We start from the raw sequence: 23,866 nt of genomic DNA on the forward strand, positions 1-23,866 counted from the left end.
TCACACCAACTTCTCTGGTCCCTTTTTCGTGCAATTTACTGGTCCCTTTTATTTTAGCAATGACACCAAACATAGCGTAAGTTTTGAGTATTAAAAACAGCATCATAAAATGTTTCAAAATCTCCTACAACTTTCCTAATTTCATTTTTTATCTTAAACCAGTAATGCTCTATAGGATTTAAATCAGGAGAGTAAGTTGGTAAATACAATATGGTACAACCAACGGATTCAATTAACTCTTTAACTTTAGAATTTTTATGAAAATTAATGTTATCCATAATAACGGTTTGCCCAGGTTGTAATTCTGTAATTAATACATCCCTAATATAAGTTTTAAAGACCTCTGTATTATAATTACCTTCAAATATTACAGGAGCAATAAGATTACCATTACAAAGACCAGCTATCATACTTATTCTAAATTTATGTTGATACACCTTTTCTCCATAACACCTTTGTCCTATAATGCTCCATCCATACTCTTTGGGCTCTGTCCAAATAAGTGTGGGAATTTCTCAAAGGTTATATAAAAATATAATATAACAAAAGGAGAAATTATATGCACCAAAAACAAAATGAAGCAATGAATCAAGCGATAGATTTATTAATAAATAATGATACAGATATATCAACATTACTTAAAGAGGATGGTTTATTAAAGCAATTAACCAAACGGCTTGTAGAGAAGGCATTGCAGTCAGAGATGAATAATCACTTAGGATATGATAAATATTGTCATACTGATAGTGATAATGTTCGTAATGGTAAGAATGTAAAGAATCTAGTAACAAATAATGGAGTTATAGAGATTGAGGTTCCAAGGGATAGAAGTAGTACATTTGAACCTGCATTAATTCCAAAGCGTCAAAGACGTATTGAAGGATTTGATGATAAAATAATATCGTTATACGCTAAAGGAATGAGCTTATCTGATATTAAGATTCAAATGCAAGAATTGTATGGAGCTGACGTTAGCGAAAGTTTGATAAGTCAAATTACTGATGATGTAATTGAGGATGTCAAGATATGGCAAAGCCGACCATTGGATCGAGTATATGCTATAGTATTTTTTGACTGTTTAGTAGTAAAAGTACGTCAAGATAAACGAATTATCAATAAGTCTGTATATGTAGCATTAGGTATTGATTTATCTGGCAGGAAGGATATTTTAGGATTGTGGATCAGTGAAAATGAAGGAGCAAAATTTTGGCTTGGTAATTTTACTGAGATGAAGAACAGAGGTATGCAAGACATGCTTATTGCTTGCAGTGATAATTTAACCGGTATGTCTGAGGCGATAGAGGCAGTTTTTCCGAAAACCGAACATCAATTATGTATTGTACATCAGATTAGAAATAGTTTAAAATATGTATCATATAAAGACCGAAAAGAATTAGCGGCTGATTTAAAGCCTATTTATACTGCTAGCACAGAGGAAGAAGCACATCTTGCTTTAGAATCTTTTGAAGCTAAATGGAGTAAACAGTATCCACAAATTGCTAAATCTTGGTATGTTCATTGGGAAAATTTAATGGTTTTTCTAGGATACCCTGAGGCGATAAGGAAAGTAATATACACAACAAATAGTGTAGAATCTGTCAATAGCCAATTACGTAAGGTTACCAAGAATAAACGGGTTTTTCCAAATGATAATGCCGTTTTTAAGACCTTATATTTGGCAATTGATTATATGACCAAGAAATGGGCTATGCCGATTCCAAACTGGAACGCAGCTATGGCTCACTTTTTGATAAAATTTGAAGGTAGAATTTAAGCCCTATGAAAAATTTACACACTTAATTAGAAAGACTCACTCTTTGCAAGCATTATCCTCTATTCCAGATTCATCAAGATATACTAATTTGTCTTTTGTGATGGTTTGTATCTTTGCTATAAATTCATTTCTTAATTTAATATCTCTTTTCGGATGAAAATGAGTTTTGTTTATAGCTATAGCCAAGTTTTCTGATTTGTCTTAAAATAGTTACAGATGCAATATTACCCCATTGCTTTGCTAACTCCTTTGATGTTTTATTCATATTAGCTTTAAAAAATTCTTTAAAAGATTCTGAATCTTTTATCTTATGACTATGTCCTTTCTGATAACCAGTTGCTGCTTCTAAAGTACCTTGCTTATCTTTTAATTTTTTCCATTTATATATAGTATCACGACTTACATTAAATAATTTACTTACCTTACTTATTCGTATCCCTGCTTCTACAGCTTTTATAACTCTTAGTCTTAGTTCTATTGCATATGCTCGTGCCATATCTCTTTACATGCTTGTTAATATTTGCTTACTATAACATGATACTCTCACTCTGTCAGTACCTTAATGACTTATGCTATACTGTTTTAGCATTCCTAAAAATGCGTGACTTTACCACGCTTGAAGGTACAGAACTTATATAGTTATTAGCAACTTGGTCAATAGATTCTTTATTATTAGTATATCCATTAATTTTTAATATTTACTCAGCTATAACATCATGCATTTCAAATGTTGGATTATCTTCATTTGGCTCAATATTAGTGATTAAAGCAAATTTAGAAAGTTGATAAATATCATCATCTAAATGATCCTTATTCGAGGTGATACAATTTAAAAATTCTTTTGAAAAACTTTGGTTGTTAATTAAAGCGATTTCATTTAGTAATTTTCGAGCAGAAGGGCTTAACACTTTAATAGCAAGTCTAATATTTAGCTCAATTTTATCATTAGCTCCTTGTATTTGCTTCTTATATTTATTTAAACTTAAACCCTGTACCTGATTTAATATTTGTGATCCTTGAACCATAAGAATCGGATATCCTTTAAATTCTTGGGCTAAAAATTCTATCGATTCAGGATTATTGCTTCAAAACTTACGCTATGTTTGATATAATGCCCATGAATTAAGGGATATTATGAAGTGCTTCACTATAAAACATTGCTGTGTAATAAGAGTTTTTAGCATATTTGCTATAACATAGCGTAAGTTTTGGCTTTCTAAAATATTTTCTATAAGCATTTTAGATTCTTTTTCCTCAAAAGCAGTAATTTTTACGATATTTGGTAATAATTCACTGTCCTGTGAACAAAATATAATATTGCCATTATGTTCCCAATTAATAAAATTTGCTACTTTTTTATTCTCACCTACTTTTAAATTATCAAACACTAATAACCATTTATCTCTACTAGTTAGATAAGTCATTAATTCCTTTCTTACCATACTAATATTATCTGAAATGACTGCAGAATTTGCTTGAGCGTTAATAACTTTAGCAAGCTTCATTAACTGTCCATCAATATCTAAATTACAATCTATAAACCAAATAAGATCATAATCAGCCTTATTATCATAAGCGTACATCCTAGCAACCTGAGTTTTACCCATACCACCACTTACACCTAATATGCCCGATTGTTTATATTTGATTAAGTTACTTTTGATCTTTTTTATTTGTGATGTATGATTTATAAAATAGCTAACAGGTGTAACAAGATTAGATATTTGTTCTCTTGCGAGTATATTCTTACTCATTAAGAGTATAATAATCAGTAATATATATTTTTTCATAGTTTTTTCACTAGTTATAAATTCTTAGATGTAAAAATTTAGAGTTTTTTCGATCAAAAGTCAATAAAATTTTATTACGTAATAAAATTATTAGTGCAACTTTTAATTTTCAACTAGATTATCTTGACTAAATCATAATAACATGCTCTTATTTCATTTATAATCAAACTAACAATAAAATTAATTTGATTTATTAAGAAAAATTTATTATACTATTAATTTTTATTAACATATTAATTGATCAAGATGGAAAATCAGACACAAAAATTTATATCTTTTTCAGAACACAAAGCTGATATAGAGCGAATAAAACAAGCAATAGAAGAAGGTTGGGCAATAGTAAAACTAGTGCCTAATAAGGGACGTTTTATTGGTCTTTTGGAAAAAATTTCACATGCAGAAGATGATGAAACTGTATATATCCCACCAAGAAAAAAAATATTGGTCAATTAATATTTTTTTCTAAAATTTATGTTATCAATTTCCTTTTATTCTTTTCTTTTAAAAGTGGTATAAAATTGTTATTTTAAAAGAAAAGAACTATATAATGCCATCATTCGAACAAACAAAAATCTTACCTTATAAACCTCAAGAATTATTTAATTTAGTTTGGGATATAAAATCTTATCCTAAATTTCTACCTTGGTGTGTAGCTAGCAGAGTTATTTCAGAAAATAGCGAGGAAGTCATTGCGGATCTTGTGATTCAGCTGAAAGGTTTTTCAGAAAGTTATCGTTCTCATGTTACTAATAAAATAATATATGATAAAGAATATTTGATTAATACGTTGGCTATTTCGGGTCCTTTTAAGTATTTAAAAAGTACTTGGCAATTTACTTCTCATCCTATAGGGACTGAGCTAAAATTTTTTATTGATTTCGAAATGAAGTCTAGAATGCTTGAGAAATTAGTTGGTAGCTATTTTATTAAAGTAACCGAAAAAATGATTACAGCTTTTGAAGAAAGGGCAAGAGGAATTATTAAGTAAGGTAAAGAAGCTTTAATTTTACCTTACTTATTTGCTAGAAAACTTATAATACAGCTTCTATAGCATTTCCTGATAATTGCACGTCAGTGCTATAAACATTATCATAAACAAAAGTTGCAGCTGCAGCTGCTCCATTTACTGCACATAAAGTACCTTCATAAACTGTAGATCCTGCGTCATATAATGCATGAACAGTATTTTTTATGCACTCTACTACATTTTCAGGATTAGCAGCTACTGTAACTGCTACAGTACCTACCATACTAGCTGTAGGATGGAAAAATATTGTACTAGCAAGACTTTTTACTATTACCTTTGCAAATTCTGGTAAAGCAAACCCAAAAGCATATCCTGTCATTACTGATCCAGATATTTCTTTAAAAGTAATAAGACCTAACAAAATCTGAGGTATAGTCTTTAGACCATAACCAGCTGCTTTAGCAGAGTGCTGACCACAATTTAAAGCTGATTCGTGAGCATTATCAAAATGCGTTTTACTACTAGTAAAATAATCAAACATTTTAGAAAACATTAGTTTCCTCCTTTATTAAGTTAAATTACCATATTTTATGGTTTTTAGAGCTTAAGTAAAAACTACCATAAAGTATAAGTAAATAAATGTCAATCATTAAGTTAAATATTGTTAATAATTTATTTCTTATTTAGAGCAACTAGGTAAATTTCTGTTGATTCTTTGCGGCTAGATGAGGGTTTGAAATGTTTGACAGTAGAGAATTCACGTTTAACTTTATTTAAAAGCTCATTTTCAGCTCCGCCACGAAAGATTTTGGCAATAAAATGACCGGAAGGGTTTAAAACTTTTAAAGCAAACTCAAAAGCTTGTTCGCATAAAAACAAGGTTCTTATATGATCGGTAGCTTTATGGCCTATAGTATTTGATGCCATATCACTCAATACTATATCAGCCTTGCCTTTTAAAGCTTGAATGATTAATTCTTCAGTATCTTTTTCAAAGAAATCTTTTTGAAAAGATTCAACTCCAGGAATTGGTTCGATTTCAAGTAAATCGACTGAAATTATTTTATTTTTTAAATTACCATCCGTAGCTTTAATAAGTTTAGAAGCTACTTGACTCCATCCCCCTGGGGCTGCTCCTAAATCAACTACTTTCATATTTGGGGTGAAAATTTTAAATTTTTCATGAATTTCAAGGAGTTTATATGCAGCTCTTGATCTAAAGCCCTCAATACGTGCTTTTGCAACATAAGGATCATTTAACTGACGTCTTAGCCAGTTACTAGAAGAAACAGTGCGTTTTTTAGAAGTCTTAACTCTAACAAACTTATTTCTATAACCGCTTAAATTATTTGTCATAAAATCTTTTATTTTCGTGTGCTATTTTATCTAATATAGAATTAACAAAGCCTATTTCGTAATCATTTAGCATATCATTTGCTATATCTGTATATTCATTAATTATTACTTTAGTAGGTATATCTGGAAAAAATAATAATTCACATATACCGCTGCGTAATAAAGCTTGTAGCAAAATAGGTATGTGATTTTGGTTTTTATCATTTACCAGATGATTACTTATAATTTCATCTATTTTATCAATATTTTCAAATACCAACTTTACCAACATTTTAAAATGACTTATAGTTAGTGATATTTTTATGGGTGAATCAGTCATAGAAGTATCATTGCGATAAAAAGAAAGTACATTTTCTATTATATCATCTATATTGTCATTGTTCAGTAACATATGTTGATATATAGCTTGTATTGCTGCAATACGTGCAATTGACTTCTTATTGATTTTATTTGAACTCATAAAAAGAAATAAAGTTTTAAATTTAGTATACTATACTTTAAAACTACTTATTTGTATACTCGTTTAATTTGAAAAATTGGCTACATCGTTCTATAAGTACTGTGGTACTCACGTATTTAAGTATACGCTCCGTGTCTTGCACTTATGGACTGATTACTCTTTTTCAAATTAAACTTCGTCTACCTACATATTAATAATAAAAAAATTATGTTATCTATAGTTGGATTTATTATAACAATTAGTATCTTAGTGTTTATCCACGAACTAGGGCATTATGCAGTTGCAAGATTCTTTAATGTAAAAATCGAAGAATTTTCGATAGGTTTTGGCAAAGAATTAATCGGTATTACCGACTCAAAAGGTGTTAGGTGGAAAATTTGTTTATTGCCACTTGGAGGATATGTTAAGATTTATGGTTATGATCGAAACATTATGGATAAAACGCAAGAAATAAATGAAAAAGTAGCGTTTTATGCTAAATCCTGTTTTGAGCGTTTTTTAATAGTTGCAGCAGGACCTTTAATTAATTATTTACTTGCCATAATAATATTTGCCGGATTTTATTTCTGTTTTGGTAAACCAGAAATTCAGCCTGTAATAGGGGAGGTAATAGCTGAATCAACAGCAGAAAAAGCTAATTTGCGAGAGGGTGATAGAATTGTTAAAGTTAATAATAAATTAGTTAAAGATTTTATTGATGTACAAAAAGAAATACTAATTAATGGTTTAAATTCTCCTACTTTATTAATAGAGCGAAAAGGTGAAGAATTTACTGTTAGTATAATGCCTGAAGAAGTAATTGTAGAAAAAGCCAGAAAAATACTGCGTATTGGTATTATGGCTAAAAATGAACCTGTTCACACAAAAATAGGGATATTATCAAGTTTATCAGAAGCAATATTTGATACTATAGATGTATCGGCGGTAACTTTAAAAGCAGCATCACAAATGATTGTAGGAAAGCGATCAGTAAGTGAAATAGGAGGACCAGTAGCTATTGCAAAAGAATCAGGAAGAACTTTAGAGCATAGTATAGAGATGTATTTACTATTTATAGCAATGCTTTCGGTAAATTTAGGACTACTTAACCTGTTACCTATACCGGTACTTGATGGTGGTCATTTAGTATTCAATATTATATGAAGCAGTTACAGGTAAATTACCGAATATTAAAGCAAGAAATATTTTATTACAAATAGGGATAATGATAATAATTTTCCTCACTGTAATTTCTTTTTCTAATGATATAAAAAATTTATTCTCTTAAGTGGGTAGATTTACTTGCTCTAGTTAATATTATTTACTATAGTGTACGTTTAACGCAAAAATTTTAAATAAATCTTATAAGAAGGTTTTAGGTGATAATCAGGTCAATTATTAAATTAGCAATTTTAACAGTAACAATTTTTTATTATAACATTTCTCTAGCAGACTCTGTTATTCGTAAAATAATTATAGAAGGTAATCATAGAATTGAACGCTCTACTATTGAGAGCTATTTAAAACTAAAAGCTGGTGAAAGCTATAATAGTTCAAAAGAAGACGAAGCAATAAAACGCTTATATGCTACTTCACTTTTTAGAAACATCAAAATGGATATGTCAAGCGATGGTAATTTAATTGTTAGCGTTACTGAAACTCCATTTATAAGTAGCGTAGTATTTAGAGGTAACTCTAAAATAAAAGCTAATATGCTATCTAAAGAAATTTATACAAGTACAGGTGAATCTTTAAGCCAGGCTAAAATTGAATTAGATGTAAAAAAAATATCAGAAATTTATAAACGTAGTGGGCGTTTTGCTACTATAGTAACGCCTAAAATTGAAGATTTAGAAAATAATAGAGTTAAGGTTATTTTTGATATCGCAGAAGGACCAAAAACCGGTATTAAATATATTTATTTTAGTGGCAATGAGAATTATAGCGATTCAGAGCTTAAATCGATTCTTATAACTAAGGAATCTCGTTGGTTTCGTTTCTTAGATAGTAATGATACTTATGAACCTGATCGTATTGAATATGATAAGGAATTATTAAAAGAATTCTATCAATCAGTAGGTTTTGCAGATTTTAGAGTAATTTCAGTATCAGCTGAATTAAATAATACTAAAGAATATTTTGTTCTTACATATTCTCTTGAAGAGGGTGAAAAATATAATTTCGGTAATGTTACAATAGAAAACAAATTAACCAATATCGATATAACTCCTGTTAATAAAATTGTCAATATTAAGCAAGGTAGTGTTTTCAATATGAAAACAGTTGAAAATATTGCTGATAAAATTGGAGAATATTTTACAGCAGTAGGCTATCCAGCGGTGAATGTTTATCCTAATATTGTAAAAAATCCTGATCATACAATTAATATTAAATTTATTATAGAAAAAGCTGATAAGGTTTATATCAATAAAATTAATATTATTAATAATCTTAAAACTGAAGATCATGTTATAAGAAGAGAGTTTAAATCTGAAGAAGATGATATACTTAACCGTTCTTATATTGAAAAAGGAGAACGTAATCTTAGAAACTTAGATTATTTTGAGAAGATAGGAATTACTTTTGCTCAAGCAAAAACTAAGGATAAATATGACTTAAATGTTGAGGTTGATGAAAAATCTACTTCTTCTATTGGTTTTGATTTAGGGTATAACACCACAGGTGGGGTATTTGGGCGTTTCTCTTTCTTAGAGCGTAACTTAGTAGGTACGGGTAAAATACTTAATGCTGGTATACAAGTAAGTAAAAATACTACTAGCTATTATGGTGGTATTACTGATCCACATTTCTTAGATCGTGATTTATCTCTAGGTGTAAGCGGATTTATTAATAAAAGTGGTCGTGGTCAGAATGTACTTTCTAACACAGATCAAAATTATAGACAGCATTCTGTAGGTGGTAAAACTTCCTTAGGTTATGAAATTAAAGAAGATTTAAGTCACGAAATTGATTATTTAATTAAGCGTGATACCTTGAGTGCTCAATCTCCATCAAGCTCGATATTTTTACAGGAGCAAATGGGTAAGTTTATTACTTCTGCTATTGGTCACACTATTGTTTATGATCAAAGAGATAGTAAAATTATTGCAAAGAATGGTTGTTTAGTAAGCATTAGTCAGGAATATGCAGGTATTGGAGGTGATAATAAATATCTAAAACATGAAGTTGATGGTAAATATTATAAATCTTTCATACAAAATAAGCTTACTTTAAAACTATCTGCTTCTGGAGGTGATATTGCAGCACTTGGAGGACGAGTTATTAGAATTTCAGATCGCTTTAATTTAGGTGATTATAGCTTAAGAGGTTTTGCTAGTGGTGGTGTTGGACCACGTGAAAAAGTTACTAATGAAGGTTTAGGCGGTAAAAGATATTATACATTTTCTACTGAACTTAACTTCCCAACTCCAGTACCTGAAGAATTTAACCTTACTGGTGCGGTATTTATGGATTTAGGAAGCTTATGGGGAGTAGGCTTAAATAAAGCAAAATATCAAAGTCCAAATGGTATCTATAATGATAAATCACTTAGAGCATCAGTTGGTTTTGGATTTATTTGGGTAACACGCTTTGCACCAATTAGAATGGACTGGGGCTTTGCTGTTAAGAAGAAGAAATACGACGATACGCAGCATTTCCACTTAAGATTTTCTACGCATCTTTAGTAGTATTGTAATCTAGTTTGTTTTAGGCTTTATTGTATAGCTTGAAAAAAGTGATAATGGCATTCTAATGTGGTCGTTGTGCTTGCGTGAAGCAGTTTTTCCTTTGTCATCCCGTGGCGGCATTGCCCGCATGGATCATTTCCTCCTGTCATCCCGTGATTTATTCACGGGATCCAATATTGATATTTTTAGTTGTTTTTCTGGATCTAGTTCCCAAGCCACGGTATGACACCGACCATGTTTTTCGATCCATGCAAGCAAAACCTCACGAGGGAATGAAATCGAAGCCATACAACAATGCAGGCATAACATAGATGTGAAACCGAACCATACAACAACGCCATGCGAAAATTATATTAAGGACGCATTGTTAGGTTCGTGAAGAAAAATTGGTGTTACTAACTAAGTATAGATATCGTCATTGCGAGGAAAAACTATAAGTCTTGACAAAGCAATCTAGTAAAATGCATAGCATTTTTATTATTTTTCCTGGATTGCCACGCTCCTTGTAGTTGCATAGCTTATGACGATATCTATACTTGGTTAGTAATACCAAAAAATTAAATTAATTTTCCTTTACAGAGCCTAGTACTTCCACAATAATACTTTCAAAATAATTTCTTATTTTAAATCTCTTTTGGGTATATTCCCCGCCGCTTGCGGCGTAATATGGCGGAATGAGCAAATATATACATAAAAGTCATAATGTTACGGTACTGCTGTATCACATGGTATTTCCAGCAAAATATCGCCGAGCAGTGTTTGACGTATCAGTTGATCAAGTATTACGAGAAATATGTTTAGAGATAGAAAAGAGATATCAAATAAAATTTTTAGAAATAGGGGTTGATGAAGATCATGTCCATTTTTTGGTACAATCTGTACCAACCTATAGCGTAACAAAAATAGTAACAACAATTAAAAGTGTTACAGCTCGTCAAATATTTAGACAGTGTCCACAGGTAAAGAAACAATTATGGGGTGGAGAATTTTGGACTGATGGATATTTTACGAGTACGGTAGGTAAGCATGGAAATGAGAATATGATAGGAAAATACGTAAAAAACCAAGGCAAGGAATATCAGAAACTGCATGAGGATCATCAGCTAGCTTTCTTCTAAAATACCCCGCTGCTTGCGGCGGGGATTACTTTTATTGCCGATGTAGCTCAGCTGGTAGAGCGGCGCATTCGTAATGCGTAGGTCTGGGGTTCAAATCCCCACATTGGCACCGTTATAGTCCAATTAATATAAGTTTGATTTACCTTAGAATGTTTCATTCACAATCCCTATAAGTTCTATATAGCATAAATCATTAAGATACTGACAATTTAATAGTATTAAAAACAGCATCATAAAATGTTTCAAAATCTCCTACAACTTTCCTAATTTCATTTTTTATCTTAAACCAGTAATGCTCTATAGGATTTAAATCAGGAGAGTAAGTTGGTAAATACAATATGGTACAACCAACGGATTCAATGAACTCTTTAACTTTAGAATTTTTATGAAAATTAATGTTATCCATAATAACGGTTTGCCCAGGTTGTAATTCTGTAATTAATACATCCCTAATATAAGTTTTAAAGACCTCTGTATTACAATTACCTTCAAATATTACAGGAGCAATAAGATTACCATTACAAAGACCAGCTATCATACTTATTCTAAATTTATGTTGATACACCTTTTCTCCATAACACCTTTGTCCTATAATGCTCCATCCATACTCTTTGCAAGCATTATCCTCTATTCCAGATTCATCAAGATATACTAATTTGTCTTTTGTGATGGTTTGTATCTTTGCTATAAATTCATTTCTTAATTTAATATCTCTTTTCGGATGAAAATGAGTTTTGTTTATAGCTATAGCCAAGTTTTCTGATTTGTCTTAAAATAGTTACAGATGCAATATTACCCCATTGCTTTGCTAACTCCTTTGATGTTTTATTCATATTAGCTTTAAAAAATTCTTTAAAAGATTCTGAATCTTTTATCTTATGACTATGTCCTTTCTGATAACCAGTTGCTGCTTCTAAAGTACCTTGCTTATCTTTTAATTTTTTCCATTTATATATAGTATCACGACTTACATTAAATACTCACAAATCTTCTAAAGCTGCACAAGATGAGTGTGGCTTTCGATGGGTATAGCATAAGTCATTAAGGTACTGACAGAGCGAGAGTATCATGTTATAGTAAGCAAATATTAACAAGCATGTAAAGAGATATGGCACGAGCATATGCAATAGAACTAAGACTAAGAGTTATAAAAGCTGTAGAAGCAGGGATACGAATAAGTAAGGTAAGTAAATTATTTAATGTAAGTCGTGATACTATATATAAATGGAAAAAATTAAAAGATAAGCAAGGTACTTTAGAAGCAGCAACTGGTTATCAGAAAGGACATAGTCATAAGATAAAAGATTCAGAATCTTTTAAAGAATTTTTTAAAGCTAATATGAATAAAACATCAAAGGAGTTAGCAAAGCAATGGGGTAATATTGCATCTGTAACTATTTTAAGACAAATCAGAAAACTTGGCTATAGCTATAAAAAAACTCATTTTCATCCGAAAAGAGATATTAAATTAAGAAATGAATTTATAGCAAAGATATAAACCATCACAAAAGACAAATTAGTATATCTTGATGAATCTGGAATAGAGGATAATGCTTGCAAAGAGTATGGATGGAGCATTATAGGACAAAGGTGTTATGGAGAAAAGGTGTATCAACATAAATTTAGAATAAGTATGATAGCTGGTCTTTGTAATGGTAATCTTATTGCTCCTGTAATATTTGAAGGTAATTGTAATACAGAGGTCTTTAAAACTTATATTAGGGATGTATTAATTACAGAATTACAACCTGGGCAAGTTATTATGGATAACATTAATTTTCATAAAAATTCTAAAGTTAAAGAGTTCATTGAATCCGTTGGTTGTACCATATTGTATTTACCAACTTACTCTCCTGATTTAAATCCTATAGAGCATTACTGGTTTAAGATAAAAAATGAAATTAGGAAAGTTGTAGGAGATTTTGAAACATTTTATGATGCTGTTTTTAATACTATTAAATTGTCAGTATCTTAATGATTTATGCTATAGCGTAAGTTTTGACTAATTACTTACCCAATCGCCCTTATCATTTTTATGATATTTCTTTTCCACAGCTGACCATGCTACTTTATGTGCAACAGTTTCTCTAGAATCATTACTGCGTCTTTTTTAGGAGATTTATATTGTTCAAATGCATGGTTAAAAGCTTCACGATAAATATCTTGAGCATGCTTTGGAAGATGATTTTTGACTGAATCGGGTAGGTCGGTATTGTTTTTTTGTAAGGCATAAAAAACCTCTGATTATAGTATTGTTTGGTGTCATTCTAGCGTGAGGTTTACCTGCGTGGCTCGAGTTTCCAGTTGTCATCCCGTGACTTGATCACGGGATCCAGTTAAAAATACTAATAAAATTAGTATTTTTATTTATTTTTGGATCCCGCTACACGTGATCTAGATGATAGACATCTTTCTGGATGCCGTGGACAAGCAACTAGATGACACCGAAAGCGTTTTCCGATCTACGCAAAAATGCCGCCACGGGATGACAGGGGAAAAATCGATCCATGTAAGCAAGCCTTACGTGGGCATGACACATAAAATATCTTATAACATCAAAGGTTTTATTTCTAGAAAAAAGTTAAACTTAATTTTATAACCATAAACTTTTCATTTTGTTAAAAAAGCTGCCGTCATTTTCTTTTTCATTTACGGATTCTCCTCTCAATTCTTCTAATAATTCTTTTTGTCTTTTTGATAAATTTTTAGGTACTTCAACATGCACATGTGCAAGCATATCACCTCTAATAGTTGATCTTATTTTAGACATACCTTTGCCTCGTAATCTTAGCTGATCACCATTTTGCGTACCTGCCGGAATGGTTAGATTTACTTTGCCGCCTTCAATTACCGGCACCGCTACTTCTCCGCCAAGGGCAGCATTTACAAAACTAATAGGTAATTTGCAATGTAAATTTGCTCCATCTACCTTATAAATATCATGAGGCTTTATAGCAATATCAACATATAAATCGCCATTATTGCCTCTAATACCTGCTTCGCCTTCGCCTGGATGTCTTATTCGAGTGCCATTTTCAACACCTGCGGGAATATTTACCGATAAGTTTCGTTGCTTATGATAACGCCCTAAGCCGTGGCATTTTTTACAAGGGTTCTTGATGATTTGACCATTACCTTGGCATTTATGACAAGTTTGTTCAATCATAAAAAAGCCTTGCTGAACTCTAGTTGCACCTACGCCGCCACAAGCATCGCAAGTAGTTGCAGTTTCACCTTTTTCAGAGCCGCTACCATGACAAGTATCGCATTTTACTTCACTAGAAAAACTAATATTTTTCTCTACGCCATGAAATGCTTCTTCTAAATTAATAGTAAGATTATATTTTAAATCAGAGCCTCTAACCTTGCTTGAAGATGTCTTTCTTCTGCCACCACCGCCCATAAAGTCGCTAAAGAAATCACCAAATATATCGTTGATATCAGCACCGAAATGATGACCACCTTGACTGCCAGCTCCGCCTCTTGCTTGTTGATTTTGGAAAGCATCATGTCCAAATCGGTCATAAGCTGCTCTTTTCTGCTCATCTTTTAAAACTTCATAAGCGGCATTGATTTCTTTAAATTTTTTCTCGGCGTTTGTATCCCCAGCTGCGGCATTATCAGGGTGATATTGTTTGGCTAACTTATGATAGGCTTTTTTAAGATCAGCACTGCTTGCTGTTTTGCTAACTCCAAGGATTTGATAATAATCTTGTGACATGAAATTATATTATATGGTTGTTTTATATAATTATGTCATCCCGTTGCTTGAACCTTATTGCATAAATCATTTATGTCATTCCCGCGTAGGCGGGAATCCAGAAAAAAATATAAATATGATAAGCTTAAACTTTTAAAATTGAAAGCTCGACTTATCTCGCTTTATACTGGATTCCCGCCTACGCGGGAATGATATTATGTAATAATCTAGGTGCAGCCACGAGATGATATCGAAAATACTTAATGACGTTCTACTTTACTTCTTCTCTACATCTTCAAAGTCTGCGTCTACTACTTTTCCGTTGCTAGCTGTATTTTCTTCAGAAGCACTACCTGCAGCACCAGCATCGCTTTGTGCTTTATACATCGCTTCGCCGATTTTCATACTAGCAGCGGTTAAGCTTTCGGTTTTTTCTTTAATTAATGCAGCATCTTCTGAATCTAAAATAGCTTTTAAAGCAGATAAAGCTTCTTCGACGAGCCCTTTATCTTCAGACGATAATTTATCGCTATAATCTGTTAAAGTTTTCTCAGTAGAATAAATTAAGCTATCAGCAGCGTTTTTTGCTTCAATAAGCTCTTTACGCTTTTTATCCTCATCTGCATTTTTCTCAGCATCTTTAACCATTTGCTCGATTTCAGCATCGCTAAGACCGCCGGAAGCCTGTATTGTTACCCTCTGTTCTTTACCACTAGCCTTATCTTTAGCCGAAACATGCACTATGCCGTTTGCATCAATGTCAAAAGTTACTTCTATTTGCGGTACACCACGTGGAGCAGGAGGGATCCCTTCTAAATTAAATTGACCAAGCATTTTATTATCTTTTGCCATTTCACGCTCACCTTGGAATACTCTAATAGTTACTGCGTGCTGATTATCATCAGCAGTAGAAAATACTTGGCTTTTCTTACTTGGGATTGTGGTATTACGATCGATTAATCTTGTAAATACACCGCCTAAAGTTTCAATACCAAGAGATAGAGGTGTAACGTCTAATAATAATATATCAGTTACTTCTTTGTTTAATACACCACCTTGGATCGCTGCCCCAAGAGCTACGACCTCATCAGGATTCACACCTTTATGCGGGGCACGCCCGAAGAATTTTTCTACCGCTTCTTGTACTTTCGGCATTCTGGTCATACCGCCAACTAGCACTACTTCTTGAATATCAGAAGCTTTTAAACCTGCATCCTTTAAAGCTTTGCGGCAAGGTTCTATGGTTTTCTCAATTAAATCATCGACTAATTTTTCAAGTTCTGCTCTAGTAAATTTAATATTTAAATGTTTTGGACCGCTACTATCAGCTGTGATATAAGGCAAATTAATATCAGTAGTTAATGCAGATGACAACTCTTTTTTAGCTTTCTCAGCTGCTTCTTTTAAACGCTGAAGTGCAAGTGGATCGTTACGTAAATCAATCCCACTTTCTTTTTTGAATGTATTTATTAAATGCTCTAATACTCTTGTATCAAAATCTTCACCACCAAGGAATGTATTGCCGTTAGTTGATTTCACTTCAAAAACACCATCACCAATCTCAAGAATTGAAACGTCAAATGTTCCGCCGCCAAGGTCATAAACTGCAATAGTTTTACTTGCTGATTTATCAAAACCATAAGCAAGAGCTGCAGCAGTTGGTTCGTTGATTATTCGAAGTACTTCAAGCCCTGCGATTTTACCAGCATCCTTTGTTGCTTGACGCTGTGCATCATTAAAATAAGCAGGCACAGTAATAACTGCTTGTGTTACTTTTTCACCTAAATAATTTTCAGCCGTTTCTTTCATTTTTTGTAAAATAAAAGCACTAATTTGGCTAGGTGAATGTTTTTTCCCTTCAACTTCAACCCATGCATCACCATTATCAGCTTTAACTATATTATATGGCACTATTTCTTGATCTTTTTTAACCATTGGATCGGTAAAATTTCTACCGATTAATCTTTTTACTGCATATACAGTATTACGTGGGTTAGTTACAGCCTGTCTTTTAGCAGATTGACCAACTAATTTTTCCCCATTTGCGAAAGCTATAATCGACGGCGTAGTTCGCTCACCTTCAGAGTTTTCTATTACTTTTGGCTCCTTACCTTCAATCACTGCAACGCAAGAGTTGGTGGTTCCAAGATCTATACCTATTACTTTTCCCATAAATCCTCTATTAATTTTTTATTTTGTTTATTGCTTTTTATTTGATATAGTGCTGGTTTAATCATTTTACAAGAGGTAGGAATGAAAAAATTATTAATTTTACCAAAAATTTTATTTATCGTTAATCTATTTTTATTAAATAATATAGTTTTAGCGTCGCCGGAAATAAGTAGTATTATATTTGAAAAAGCTAAGAAAGCGATTGTAACGATTGATACAAGAATTGCTGTATCAGCTTATGAAGATACAAATAGCTGGACAGGAACCGGATTTATTAATGATAAGAAAAATGGTTATATAATTACTAACACTCACGTTATTGGGCTTAGCTCAATCGGTACTTATTTTGTTACCTTTTATAATGGTGAGCAAGCTGAAGCAAAATTAATATATTATGATATTTGGCAAGATTATGCCGTTTTAAAAGTAGTTAGTAACGATATACCTGAATCGGCAATGGAAATACCATTTTCTAGCGAATCTCCGAAATTAAATCAGAAAGTTTTTGTAGTCGGTAACACAGAAGCACAAGGCTTTTCTTTCCATACTGGATATTTGTCTGATCTATATAATATTGATGGTATGATGCCGCAAGGTACTTATATAATTAACTTAAATATTACCGGTGGTGCTAGCGGTTCACCAGTGCTTAATGATAAGATTGAGGCTATAGGCGTATTATATGGTGGTGGTAAGACTCACTCTTTAGCGTTGCACGGCGATTATGTAATCCGCACTTTAGAAAGCTTGAAAAATAATAAAGAGCCAATAAGGCAACATATAGGAATAATAAGTGATTTATATTCTTTAAATAAAGCTGTTAGACATAATAATTTCCCTAAAGAGGAAATGGATAAATATATAAAGAAATTTCCCGATAGCAGAAATAGAGTTATAAGCGTTAAGACAGTTTTAGCAGGTTCACCTGCGGAAAAAGTTTTGAAAGCTGGTGATATTATTTGGGCTATCAATGATAAAGAGCTAGGTGGTAATTTAGCAATGCTCGATAGAGAAATGGACAACTCTAAAAACGCTGTTACAAAACTTGTTATATTCCGTGATGGGAAAAAGCTTGAGCAAAGAGTAAATCTATATAACGTCAATAATAATAAAATCAGTAGAATGGTAAATTTTGGCGGTGCTATATTTTTTGAAGTAGATGATTATTTTAGTAATAAATCAGGCATTCCGCTTAAATCCCTAGCTATAGCTTCTGTTCAGTCCGGTAGTAGTTTTAGCTCTATACCAACATTTTTTACTAAAGACTATAAAAATGTTTACAGACTGCAAATTTTTGAGATGAAAGATTTGAAGCTAAATAATCTTGATGATTTAATAAAGCTTATGCCGAATATTACTAAAGATAAATTTATAACTATAAGGTTTAAAAATTATCAACCATATTATGCTCATTTCGGCTATAATGAAATTATTTCGTCTCATGATGAAATGAGTGCGGATATAACTCTAGATTCCATTGATACTAAGCCTTATATACTTAAATATAATAATATTTCTCATGAATGGGATGCAGAAAATATAAAGCTTCAGTAACTAATTTAGCTGTGATAAATTAACAATTCTTAATCAATTAAATAATATCAAATTCAACTCTGTTTATTGTGTTGTTTCTCCTAAGTTTATAAACTTTAAATTACTAAGAATTTAATTTTTATCAATTTAGGAGAAATAATGACTAAACAAATACTCACCTTAAACATACCTAATAAAATATGATCTTCTCACCGATGAGGAAGTAGATATAATCTTGAAATCTTTAATATCACAAGAAAAGTTTCAGCCATTAGATTTACAATTTCTTAAAAAAGTAAGTCTTCTTAAAAAAGAAAATTCTGAAAGTTCTAATATGCTAAAACACTATGTTACTAGTTATGATAAAAAACTCATTGAAAATATTTTTTGTCAGGCACGTAATAATGGCGAAAAGGAATTAGTAGCAAATATGTTGGAAATAGAACCTAAGCTAAAAGACTTTGTGCCAGTATTAGGAAAGGACCAACCCACCCTAGATCAAGTTTAAAAAAGCCTAAACCCTTATAATTTTTTAGTTTAAGCTCTAATTATTATAATTTTAGGAGAAAAAATGTCTAGAAGAATAGTACTAGTAAATTCACTAGTTAAAAAAAGTGAATTAAAAGTTTTATTATCTTTATTTAATGTTCATTCGAACGATATTCCAGAATTAAGAAATAAAAATGAATTAAAAAAATATTTTGGCTCTATCAACGAAGATAATCAAAATATTTTTTGCCAAGCAGTAGAACAAAATGAAATAGAATTAGTACAGAATATATTAGAAATAAATCCTGATTTAATAAATATAATTACTGAGTCAAGTAACCATAATATTTTGCATATTGCTGTTTTAGGAATTGCAAGTGATGAAATGGTAAAGATGTTATTGCAAAATAAACCAACACTAATAACAGAAAAAGATAAGAAAGAATTTACTCCGTTTATGCTTAAAAAAGAATGTGAAAAAGGATGTGAACTTATAGATAAGAAAGTTAACGAAGTATTAGAAAACTATGAAAAAACGTTTATGCCTTATGAATTTACTGCTGAAGATTTTTCTTCAGAAGAAATAATAGAATATCTTATATACGATAATATATATAATAAATTAAACTAATATTATTAAAGAATCATGATCTAAATTAAAAATTTTATTAGGAAAAAAAATGAAGAAGCAACAATTATCCGTACCTAGTTTAGATTTAAGTGCTACAAAAAAAAGCAAATCAGAAGATTTACCACCTCTACCTAATTCTGAAGAAGATAGAATAACTGCACCTACTTTAGCACCAATTCTCTCAGATTGTAAAGAATTAGATTTAGAAGATTATGAGTGAAAATTCAAGGACTAAGTAGAACAAAACCTATAAATTTTCTGCCCAAATTTCATTGGGGGTTTTATAACCAAAAATCTTTCTTGGCATGTTGTTTAAAATCTCAGCAACATTGTCAAGACCTCTTTGTGTAACGGTAGTAATATCTGTATTTTTAGGTAAAATTCTATGAATCATAGAATTCATTTTTTCTACTAATGCTTTTTGTCTAGGGCGGTATGGATCACAAAAGAAAGTTTGAAACCCAGATAGTCTATAGGCAACATGCCCCACAAACTCTTTGCCATTATCCATAGTAATAGTCTTTCTCACACTATTTGGAAGAGTTTTTATCTTTCTTAAAAAACCATTGGTAACTGTTGTAGCTCTCTTGGAGTTATTCAGCACTAAAATAATCTTTTGACTCTTTTTATCCACCAGTGCACCAATATTCATACTTTGATTACCTTTATGAAATGTAAGATCTGCCTCAAAATTCCCTACTTCTACCTTTTTCGTAGCTATTGCATCACGCTGATGTATTGAGATCCTTTGTGGTATAATGATCCTTTGACGCCTCTTCCCTCTTTCTTGCCTTTTATATCTTTTAGAAGGTAAATAGCTATATAACCAAAACTTACGCTATGTTATAGCAAATATGCTAAAAACTCTTATTACACAGCAATGTTTTATAGTGAAGCACTTCATAATATCCCTTAATTCATGGGCATTATATCAAACATAGCGTAAGTTTTGTAACTTTAATTTAGCTGCTACTGCAGAAGTGTAAACAAATCTATATATACTTTCTGTACTGATACACAAAGCTGTATTTTTGTCTAGTTTTAACTTTCCGGCTATAGCATCCGGCGACCATTTCTTGCGAATCATAGCATTTTTAATATAATCTAACAACATAGGGTTCTTTTCTATTTTTAATAACTCTTGCTGATACATCCTGTTTTCATATTTTTCCTGAGCAACACAAGGCATATACTTATCTTTTACCTTATTTCTTTTTAGCTCCATACTAATAGTGCTTTTAGACCTCGTAAGATGTTGTGCTATCTTATTAATACTGACTCCTAGGTCATACATTCTTTTTATCTCATATCTCTCTTCTCGAGATAAGTGTCTATATTTTCTGTTCATCATTACCTATTTAAAATCTTATTATTTTAAATAGGTTCTGTTCTACTTACTTATAGTATTTGCAATTATTAGAGAGATGCTATTAGTTATAATTCGTATTTGCCTGATTCTCCTAATGAAAAAATGGTAGATTTGGAAGAAGAATTATTAGGAAATGATTTAGGAGGGATTAATGGGACAACCACATAATAATGATAAAGAAGTAACACCTGAAAATACGTTACAATTTTTTACAAAACTTACGCTATGTTTGGTTCTAAATATCGTAAAGATGGAGAACGCAGCTGTTGTTGCATATAGTCATCTAAAAGCCCTAACTTTATTTGGTAAACCGTTTTATCGATTGTATTTGCAGTCCTTTTGAGAAATGCCCAAACTAAAAATGCACAACTAATATGATTACGTTGAATACGCTGTTTCCTGCATTGACAACGTTCTATCCCAGTAAGTTGCTTAATTTCTCTGTGCATGCTCTCAATTACCCATCGAAAGCCACACTCATCTTGTGCAGTTTTAGAAGATTTGTGAGTTTTGTTATTGGTAACAACATACTCAACTCTGTTGGTAGAAACAGTAAATTTAAACAAATTAACATGCTTATTTTTAGCAAAGCCTTTTATATGAATCTCTACTCCATGCCTGATCTCTTCATCTGAAAATGTCAACTCTTTTACAGCTTTATAAGGTTTAGAATCGTGTGTTTTACTAACGTTTCTATTGGCTTTAATAGGGGCATAATAATATTTCCCCAGAGAGTCAACATGTTGCATAATTTTGTGTGTAGAATACCATGTGTCAAAAAGTACTGTTTGAAAAGGAATCTTCTTGCTATAAACAGCATTATTTAACATGTTTAATAGGTGTTCTAGTTTTGTTGCTCCATCATGATCAGGTGCAAAAATTCGATAATCTATTACCCAAAACTTATTAATATCAGGGTTATAATATACCAGACTCACTACTCCTATACCTTTAGTAACTCTACCTGTAGCTCCACTGTACTGCGATCTTGCAATTTCTATTTGCTTCGTATTCCTTTTATTTAAAACCGTATCATCAAATATTGTATATCCATTAGATGAAAAAATAACATCATTCTTGATGTGTTCCCATAACAAAGAAGGTGTATATTTTTCATTCCTTAAAAATCTATTAATAACATCATGACTACATTTCTTTGCATGTTCAGCGTAGTAGGTTAAACTATAATTCTTTTGGCTAACTATTAAAAATTGACAATAATCTGTCCTATTAATTGGTATTGCTTGCAACTTTATCCTCTTTGACATGTTTAATTATTTTTACAATAATTTATCACTTTTTTACTCATAGCGTAAGTTTTGTAATATCAGGGTTATAATATACCAGACTCACTACTCCTATACCTTTAGTAACTCTACCTGTAGCTCCACTGTACTGCGATCTTGCAATTTCTATTTGCTTCGTATTCCTTTTATTTAAAACCGTATCATCAAATATTGTATATCCATTAGATGAAAAAATAACATCATTCTTGATGTGTTCCAACAAAGAAGGTGTATATTTTTCATTCCTTAAAAATCTATTAATAACATCATGACTACATTTCTTTGCATGTTCAGCGTAGTAGGTTAAACTATAATTCTTTTGGCTAACTATTAAAAATTGACAATAATCTGTCCTATTAATTGGTATTGCTTGCAACTTTATCCTCTTTGACATGTTTAATCTCTTTTGGGTATATTCCCCGCCGCTTGCGGCGTAATATGGCGGAATGAGCAAATATATACATAAAAGTCATAATGTTACGGTACTGCTGTATCACATGGTATTTCCAGCAAAATATCGCCGAGCAGTGTTTGACGTATCAGTTGATCAAGTATTACGAGAAATATGTTTAGAGATAGAAAAGAGATATCAAATAAAATTTTTAGAAATAGGGGTTGATGAAGATCATGTCCATTTTTTGGTACAATCTGTACCAACCTATAGCGTAACAAAAATAGTAACAACAATTAAAAGTGTTACAGCTCGTCAAATATTTAGACAGTGTCCACAGGTAAAGAAACAATTATGGGGTGGAGAATTTTGGACTGATGGATATTTTATGAGTACGGTAGGTAAGCATGGAAATGAGAATATGATAGGAAAATACGTAAAAAACCAAGGCAAGGAATATCAGAAACTGCATGAGGATCATCAGCTAGCTTTCTTCTAAAATACCCCGCTGCTTGCGGCGGGGATTACTTTTATTTATTTTTACAATAATTTATCACTTTTTTACTCATAGCGTAAGTTTTGTTTAAAAATAATTTAAAGATTTGTACGCCTTATATATCATCTATGGTAATATATTCACAAAAAAAATAAGAATGAGAAATTAATATTAGATAAGGTATTAAATTTAGCAATTAAAAATGAAGAGTATAAATTACTTGATGAAATGATAAAACTAGTACCTGATTTAGAAGATTATATGCATGAAAAAGGTTTTATGGATGATAATAATTATTATGTCCTGCCTATGGGAGCGGATAGCTGATATGTTGAAGTTTGGCTAAGGTAGATCGTCGTTGTTCGTATATCATTCCTGTGAGAACAGGAATGATATTGATAGATTTATAATTCGGTGACCGGTATAATTTTTGTTACCATGTTCCCATCTGCACCCATGACCTTAATATTATGCCATTCGGTTTGAGGATGGTAATAATCATTATTGGTTGCTGCTTGTAAGGAAAATTTTTGTGATAACTCTATTAGCTTTTCCTCATATAAATTGAAAGATTTTTCTAAATCCTGCTTAGTTATATTGTTTATAGCTGTCTTTCTAGCATTGTCCATTTTTGCTTCTTCTGAATTAATATTTATCATATAACAT

At 31.4% G+C, this 23,866-nt stretch carries 24 protein-coding genes, 1 tRNA gene and 6 pseudogenes; 13 read left to right on the forward strand and 18 right to left on the reverse strand.

Features of this window, described 5'->3' with window-relative positions; genetic code table 11:
• Positions 1–53 precede the first annotated feature (53 nt).
• Positions 54–485: pseudogene (locus AAGD55_RS08865) on the reverse strand (IS630 family transposase); the annotation flags it as partial.
• Positions 486–559: 74 nt separating this feature from the next.
• Here AAGD55_RS08865 and AAGD55_RS08870 point away from each other — a divergent pair.
• A complete protein-coding gene (locus AAGD55_RS08870) occupies positions 560–1,774 on the forward strand; it encodes an IS256 family transposase (RefSeq protein WP_341790919.1) in 1,215 nt (404 codons plus the stop codon).
• A gap of 36 nt (positions 1,775–1,810) precedes the next feature.
• On the opposite strand, the gene AAGD55_RS08875 is transcribed toward AAGD55_RS08870, so the two are convergent.
• From AAGD55_RS08875 to AAGD55_RS08890, 4 genes are all read right to left on the reverse strand, one after another.
• Positions 1,811–1,960 carry a hypothetical protein gene (locus AAGD55_RS08875; RefSeq protein ID WP_341791204.1) on the reverse strand — a complete coding sequence of 50 codons (150 nt, stop codon included), beginning with the start codon at positions 1,958–1,960 and terminating at the stop codon, positions 1,811–1,813.
• Entirely contained in the window at positions 1,911–2,270 is a 360-nt protein-coding gene (locus AAGD55_RS08880; protein ID WP_341790906.1) for an IS630 transposase-related protein, read from the reverse strand. The genes AAGD55_RS08875 and AAGD55_RS08880 overlap by 50 nt, the downstream gene beginning before the upstream one ends.
• Before the next feature lie 202 nt (positions 2,271–2,472).
• On the reverse strand, positions 2,473–2,799 hold the full coding sequence (locus AAGD55_RS08885; RefSeq protein ID WP_341791205.1) for a hypothetical protein: 327 nt from the start codon (positions 2,797–2,799) through the stop codon (positions 2,473–2,475).
• A 72-nt stretch (positions 2,800–2,871) separates the two neighbouring features.
• Positions 2,872–3,528 carry a hypothetical protein gene (locus AAGD55_RS08890; RefSeq protein WP_341791206.1) on the reverse strand — a complete coding sequence of 219 codons (657 nt, stop codon included), beginning with the start codon at positions 3,526–3,528 and terminating at the stop codon, positions 2,872–2,874.
• Positions 3,529–3,810: 282 nt separating this feature from the next.
• Here AAGD55_RS08890 and AAGD55_RS08895 point away from each other — a divergent pair, with 282 nt between their 5' ends.
• Together AAGD55_RS08895 and AAGD55_RS08900 are read left to right on the forward strand one after the other, a co-directional pair.
• Positions 3,811–4,017 (forward strand): DUF2674 domain-containing protein, encoded by a 207-nt coding sequence (locus AAGD55_RS08895; RefSeq protein WP_341792573.1) that lies wholly within the window; start codon positions 3,811–3,813, stop codon positions 4,015–4,017.
• Between the two features lie 94 nt (positions 4,018–4,111).
• Positions 4,112–4,552 (forward strand): type II toxin-antitoxin system RatA family toxin, encoded by a 441-nt coding sequence (locus tag AAGD55_RS08900; protein ID WP_341791207.1) that lies wholly within the window; start codon positions 4,112–4,114, stop codon positions 4,550–4,552.
• A gap of 43 nt (positions 4,553–4,595) precedes the next feature.
• Here AAGD55_RS08900 and AAGD55_RS08905 read toward each other — a convergent pair whose 3' ends face one another.
• From AAGD55_RS08905 to nusB, 3 genes are all read right to left on the reverse strand, one after another.
• On the reverse strand, positions 4,596–5,084 hold the full coding sequence (locus AAGD55_RS08905; RefSeq protein ID WP_341791208.1) for a hypothetical protein: 489 nt from the start codon (positions 5,082–5,084) through the stop codon (positions 4,596–4,598).
• A gap of 119 nt (positions 5,085–5,203) precedes the next feature.
• Complete coding sequence (locus AAGD55_RS08910) at positions 5,204–5,887, reverse strand: RlmE family RNA methyltransferase (protein WP_341791209.1); 684 nt, start codon at positions 5,885–5,887, stop codon at positions 5,204–5,206.
• Entirely contained in the window at positions 5,877–6,347 is a 471-nt protein-coding gene (nusB, locus tag AAGD55_RS08915) for a transcription antitermination factor NusB (RefSeq protein WP_341791210.1), read from the reverse strand. The genes AAGD55_RS08910 and nusB overlap by 11 nt, the downstream gene beginning before the upstream one ends.
• Before the next feature lie 207 nt (positions 6,348–6,554).
• Between nusB and rseP the strand changes: the two are divergent.
• The 4 genes and pseudogenes from rseP (at position 6,555) to AAGD55_RS08935 (ending at position 11,242) form a co-directional block, all read left to right on the forward strand.
• Positions 6,555–7,614: pseudogene (rseP, locus tag AAGD55_RS08920) on the forward strand (RIP metalloprotease RseP).
• Positions 7,615–7,705: 91 nt separating this feature from the next.
• On the forward strand, positions 7,706–10,012 hold the full coding sequence (bamA, locus tag AAGD55_RS08925; protein ID WP_341791211.1) for an outer membrane protein assembly factor BamA: 2,307 nt from the start codon (positions 7,706–7,708) through the stop codon (positions 10,010–10,012).
• A gap of 677 nt (positions 10,013–10,689) precedes the next feature.
• The gene (tnpA, locus tag AAGD55_RS08930; RefSeq protein WP_341790826.1) at positions 10,690–11,133 is read left to right on the forward strand and encodes an IS200/IS605 family transposase; all 444 of its coding nucleotides are present in this window, start codon (positions 10,690–10,692) and stop codon (positions 11,131–11,133) included.
• 36 nt (positions 11,134–11,169) lie between these two features.
• Positions 11,170–11,242, forward strand: a tRNA-Thr gene (locus AAGD55_RS08935).
• Between the two features lie 84 nt (positions 11,243–11,326).
• Here the strand turns inward: AAGD55_RS08935 and AAGD55_RS08940 are convergent.
• A pseudogene (locus tag AAGD55_RS08940) lies at positions 11,327–12,113 on the reverse strand (IS630 family transposase); the annotation flags it as partial.
• A gap of 128 nt (positions 12,114–12,241) precedes the next feature.
• Here AAGD55_RS08940 and AAGD55_RS08945 point away from each other — a divergent pair.
• A pseudogene (locus tag AAGD55_RS08945) lies at positions 12,242–13,108 on the forward strand (IS630 family transposase).
• 27 nt (positions 13,109–13,135) lie between these two features.
• Here the strand turns inward: AAGD55_RS08945 and AAGD55_RS12445 are convergent.
• The 4 genes and pseudogenes from AAGD55_RS12445 to dnaK all read right to left on the reverse strand — a co-directional run bounded on the left by AAGD55_RS12445 (position 13,136) and on the right by dnaK (position 17,005).
• The gene (locus AAGD55_RS12445) at positions 13,136–13,186 is read right to left on the reverse strand and encodes a hypothetical protein (protein WP_410526131.1); all 51 of its coding nucleotides are present in this window, start codon (positions 13,184–13,186) and stop codon (positions 13,136–13,138) included.
• Positions 13,187–13,197: 11 nt separating this feature from the next.
• Positions 13,198–13,296 (reverse strand): annotated as a pseudogene (locus tag AAGD55_RS08950) (hypothetical protein); the annotation flags it as partial.
• A gap of 430 nt (positions 13,297–13,726) precedes the next feature.
• Positions 13,727–14,854 (reverse strand): molecular chaperone DnaJ, encoded by a 1,128-nt coding sequence (gene dnaJ / locus AAGD55_RS08955; protein ID WP_341791212.1) that lies wholly within the window; start codon positions 14,852–14,854, stop codon positions 13,727–13,729.
• A gap of 255 nt (positions 14,855–15,109) precedes the next feature.
• A complete protein-coding gene (gene dnaK, locus AAGD55_RS08960) occupies positions 15,110–17,005 on the reverse strand; it encodes a molecular chaperone DnaK (protein ID WP_341791213.1) in 1,896 nt (631 codons plus the stop codon).
• 60 nt (positions 17,006–17,065) lie between these two features.
• Between dnaK and AAGD55_RS08965 the strand changes: the two genes are divergently transcribed.
• The 4 genes from AAGD55_RS08965 to AAGD55_RS08980 all read left to right on the forward strand — a co-directional run bounded on the left by AAGD55_RS08965 (position 17,066) and on the right by AAGD55_RS08980 (position 19,878).
• On the forward strand, positions 17,066–18,559 hold the full coding sequence (locus AAGD55_RS08965) for a S1C family serine protease (RefSeq protein WP_341792574.1): 1,494 nt from the start codon (positions 17,066–17,068) through the stop codon (positions 18,557–18,559).
• 214 nt (positions 18,560–18,773) lie between these two features.
• Positions 18,774–19,046, forward strand: a complete 273-nt coding sequence (locus tag AAGD55_RS08970; protein WP_341791214.1) for a hypothetical protein — start codon at positions 18,774–18,776, stop codon at positions 19,044–19,046.
• A 63-nt stretch (positions 19,047–19,109) separates the two neighbouring features.
• The gene (locus tag AAGD55_RS08975; protein WP_341791215.1) at positions 19,110–19,658 is read left to right on the forward strand and encodes a hypothetical protein; all 549 of its coding nucleotides are present in this window, start codon (positions 19,110–19,112) and stop codon (positions 19,656–19,658) included.
• Positions 19,659–19,707: 49 nt separating this feature from the next.
• Positions 19,708–19,878, forward strand: coding sequence for a hypothetical protein (locus tag AAGD55_RS08980; RefSeq protein WP_341791216.1), 171 nt, complete (start codon positions 19,708–19,710; stop codon positions 19,876–19,878).
• A 27-nt stretch (positions 19,879–19,905) separates the two neighbouring features.
• Here the strand turns inward: AAGD55_RS08980 and AAGD55_RS08985 are convergent.
• From AAGD55_RS08985 to AAGD55_RS09000, 4 genes and pseudogenes are all read right to left on the reverse strand, one after another.
• A pseudogene (locus AAGD55_RS08985) lies at positions 19,906–20,424 on the reverse strand (IS30 family transposase); the annotation flags it as partial.
• Between the two features lie 165 nt (positions 20,425–20,589).
• A complete protein-coding gene (locus AAGD55_RS08990; RefSeq protein WP_341791217.1) occupies positions 20,590–21,009 on the reverse strand; it encodes a helix-turn-helix domain-containing protein in 420 nt (139 codons plus the stop codon).
• Between the two features lie 236 nt (positions 21,010–21,245).
• A complete protein-coding gene (locus AAGD55_RS08995; RefSeq protein ID WP_341791218.1) occupies positions 21,246–22,295 on the reverse strand; it encodes a transposase in 1,050 nt (349 codons plus the stop codon).
• A gap of 37 nt (positions 22,296–22,332) precedes the next feature.
• Positions 22,333–22,767, reverse strand: coding sequence for a hypothetical protein (locus AAGD55_RS09000; protein ID WP_341791219.1), 435 nt, complete (start codon positions 22,765–22,767; stop codon positions 22,333–22,335).
• On the opposite strand from AAGD55_RS09000, the gene tnpA (AAGD55_RS09005) reads away from it, so the two are divergent.
• Positions 22,760–23,203 carry an IS200/IS605 family transposase gene (gene tnpA, locus AAGD55_RS09005; protein ID WP_341791220.1) on the forward strand — a complete coding sequence of 148 codons (444 nt, stop codon included), beginning with the start codon at positions 22,760–22,762 and terminating at the stop codon, positions 23,201–23,203. The genes AAGD55_RS09000 and tnpA (AAGD55_RS09005) overlap by 8 nt on opposite strands.
• 401 nt (positions 23,204–23,604) lie before the next feature.
• Here tnpA (AAGD55_RS09005) and AAGD55_RS09010 read toward each other — a convergent pair whose 3' ends face one another.
• Positions 23,605–23,859, reverse strand: a complete 255-nt coding sequence (locus AAGD55_RS09010) for a hypothetical protein (protein ID WP_341791221.1) — start codon at positions 23,857–23,859, stop codon at positions 23,605–23,607.
• Between the last annotated feature and the right edge of the window lie 7 nt (positions 23,860–23,866).

The sequence above is a fragment of the Rickettsia endosymbiont of Gonocerus acuteangulatus genome (assembly GCF_964026435.1).
GTDB lineage: Bacteria > Pseudomonadota > Alphaproteobacteria > Rickettsiales > Rickettsiaceae > Rickettsia.

What these genes read in the sequence shown, in the direction of transcription:
- AAGD55_RS08870 (WP_341790919.1), top strand. Translation starts at nt 560, where the DNA reads ATGCACCAAAAACAAAATGAAGCAATGAATCAAGCGATAGATTTATTA.
- AAGD55_RS08880 (WP_341790906.1), bottom strand. Translation starts at nt 2,270, where the DNA reads ATGGCACGAGCATATGCAATAGAACTAAGACTAAGAGTTATAAAAGCT.
- AAGD55_RS08885 (WP_341791205.1), bottom strand. Translation starts at nt 2,799, where the DNA reads ATGGTTCAAGGATCACAAATATTAAATCAGGTACAGGGTTTAAGTTTA.
- AAGD55_RS08890 (WP_341791206.1), bottom strand. Translation starts at nt 3,528, where the DNA reads ATGAGTAAGAATATACTCGCAAGAGAACAAATATCTAATCTTGTTACA.
- AAGD55_RS08895 (WP_341792573.1), top strand. Translation starts at nt 3,811, where the DNA reads ATGGAAAATCAGACACAAAAATTTATATCTTTTTCAGAACACAAAGCT.
- AAGD55_RS08900 (WP_341791207.1), top strand. Translation starts at nt 4,112, where the DNA reads ATGCCATCATTCGAACAAACAAAAATCTTACCTTATAAACCTCAAGAA.
- AAGD55_RS08905 (WP_341791208.1), bottom strand. Translation starts at nt 5,084, where the DNA reads ATGTTTTCTAAAATGTTTGATTATTTTACTAGTAGTAAAACGCATTTT.
- AAGD55_RS08910 (WP_341791209.1), bottom strand. Translation starts at nt 5,887, where the DNA reads ATGACAAATAATTTAAGCGGTTATAGAAATAAGTTTGTTAGAGTTAAG.
- nusB (WP_341791210.1), bottom strand. Translation starts at nt 6,347, where the DNA reads ATGAGTTCAAATAAAATCAATAAGAAGTCAATTGCACGTATTGCAGCA.
- tnpA (WP_341790826.1), top strand. Translation starts at nt 10,690, where the DNA reads ATGAGCAAATATATACATAAAAGTCATAATGTTACGGTACTGCTGTAT.
- dnaJ (WP_341791212.1), bottom strand. Translation starts at nt 14,854, where the DNA reads ATGTCACAAGATTATTATCAAATCCTTGGAGTTAGCAAAACAGCAAGC.
- dnaK (WP_341791213.1), bottom strand. Translation starts at nt 17,005, where the DNA reads ATGGGAAAAGTAATAGGTATAGATCTTGGAACCACCAACTCTTGCGTT.
- AAGD55_RS08975 (WP_341791215.1), top strand. Translation starts at nt 19,110, where the DNA reads ATGTCTAGAAGAATAGTACTAGTAAATTCACTAGTTAAAAAAAGTGAA.
- AAGD55_RS08980 (WP_341791216.1), top strand. Translation starts at nt 19,708, where the DNA reads ATGAAGAAGCAACAATTATCCGTACCTAGTTTAGATTTAAGTGCTACA.
- AAGD55_RS08990 (WP_341791217.1), bottom strand. Translation starts at nt 21,009, where the DNA reads ATGATGAACAGAAAATATAGACACTTATCTCGAGAAGAGAGATATGAG.
- AAGD55_RS08995 (WP_341791218.1), bottom strand. Translation starts at nt 22,295, where the DNA reads ATGTCAAAGAGGATAAAGTTGCAAGCAATACCAATTAATAGGACAGAT.
- tnpA (WP_341791220.1), top strand. Translation starts at nt 22,760, where the DNA reads ATGAGCAAATATATACATAAAAGTCATAATGTTACGGTACTGCTGTAT.
- AAGD55_RS09010 (WP_341791221.1), bottom strand. Translation starts at nt 23,859, where the DNA reads ATGATAAATATTAATTCAGAAGAAGCAAAAATGGACAATGCTAGAAAG.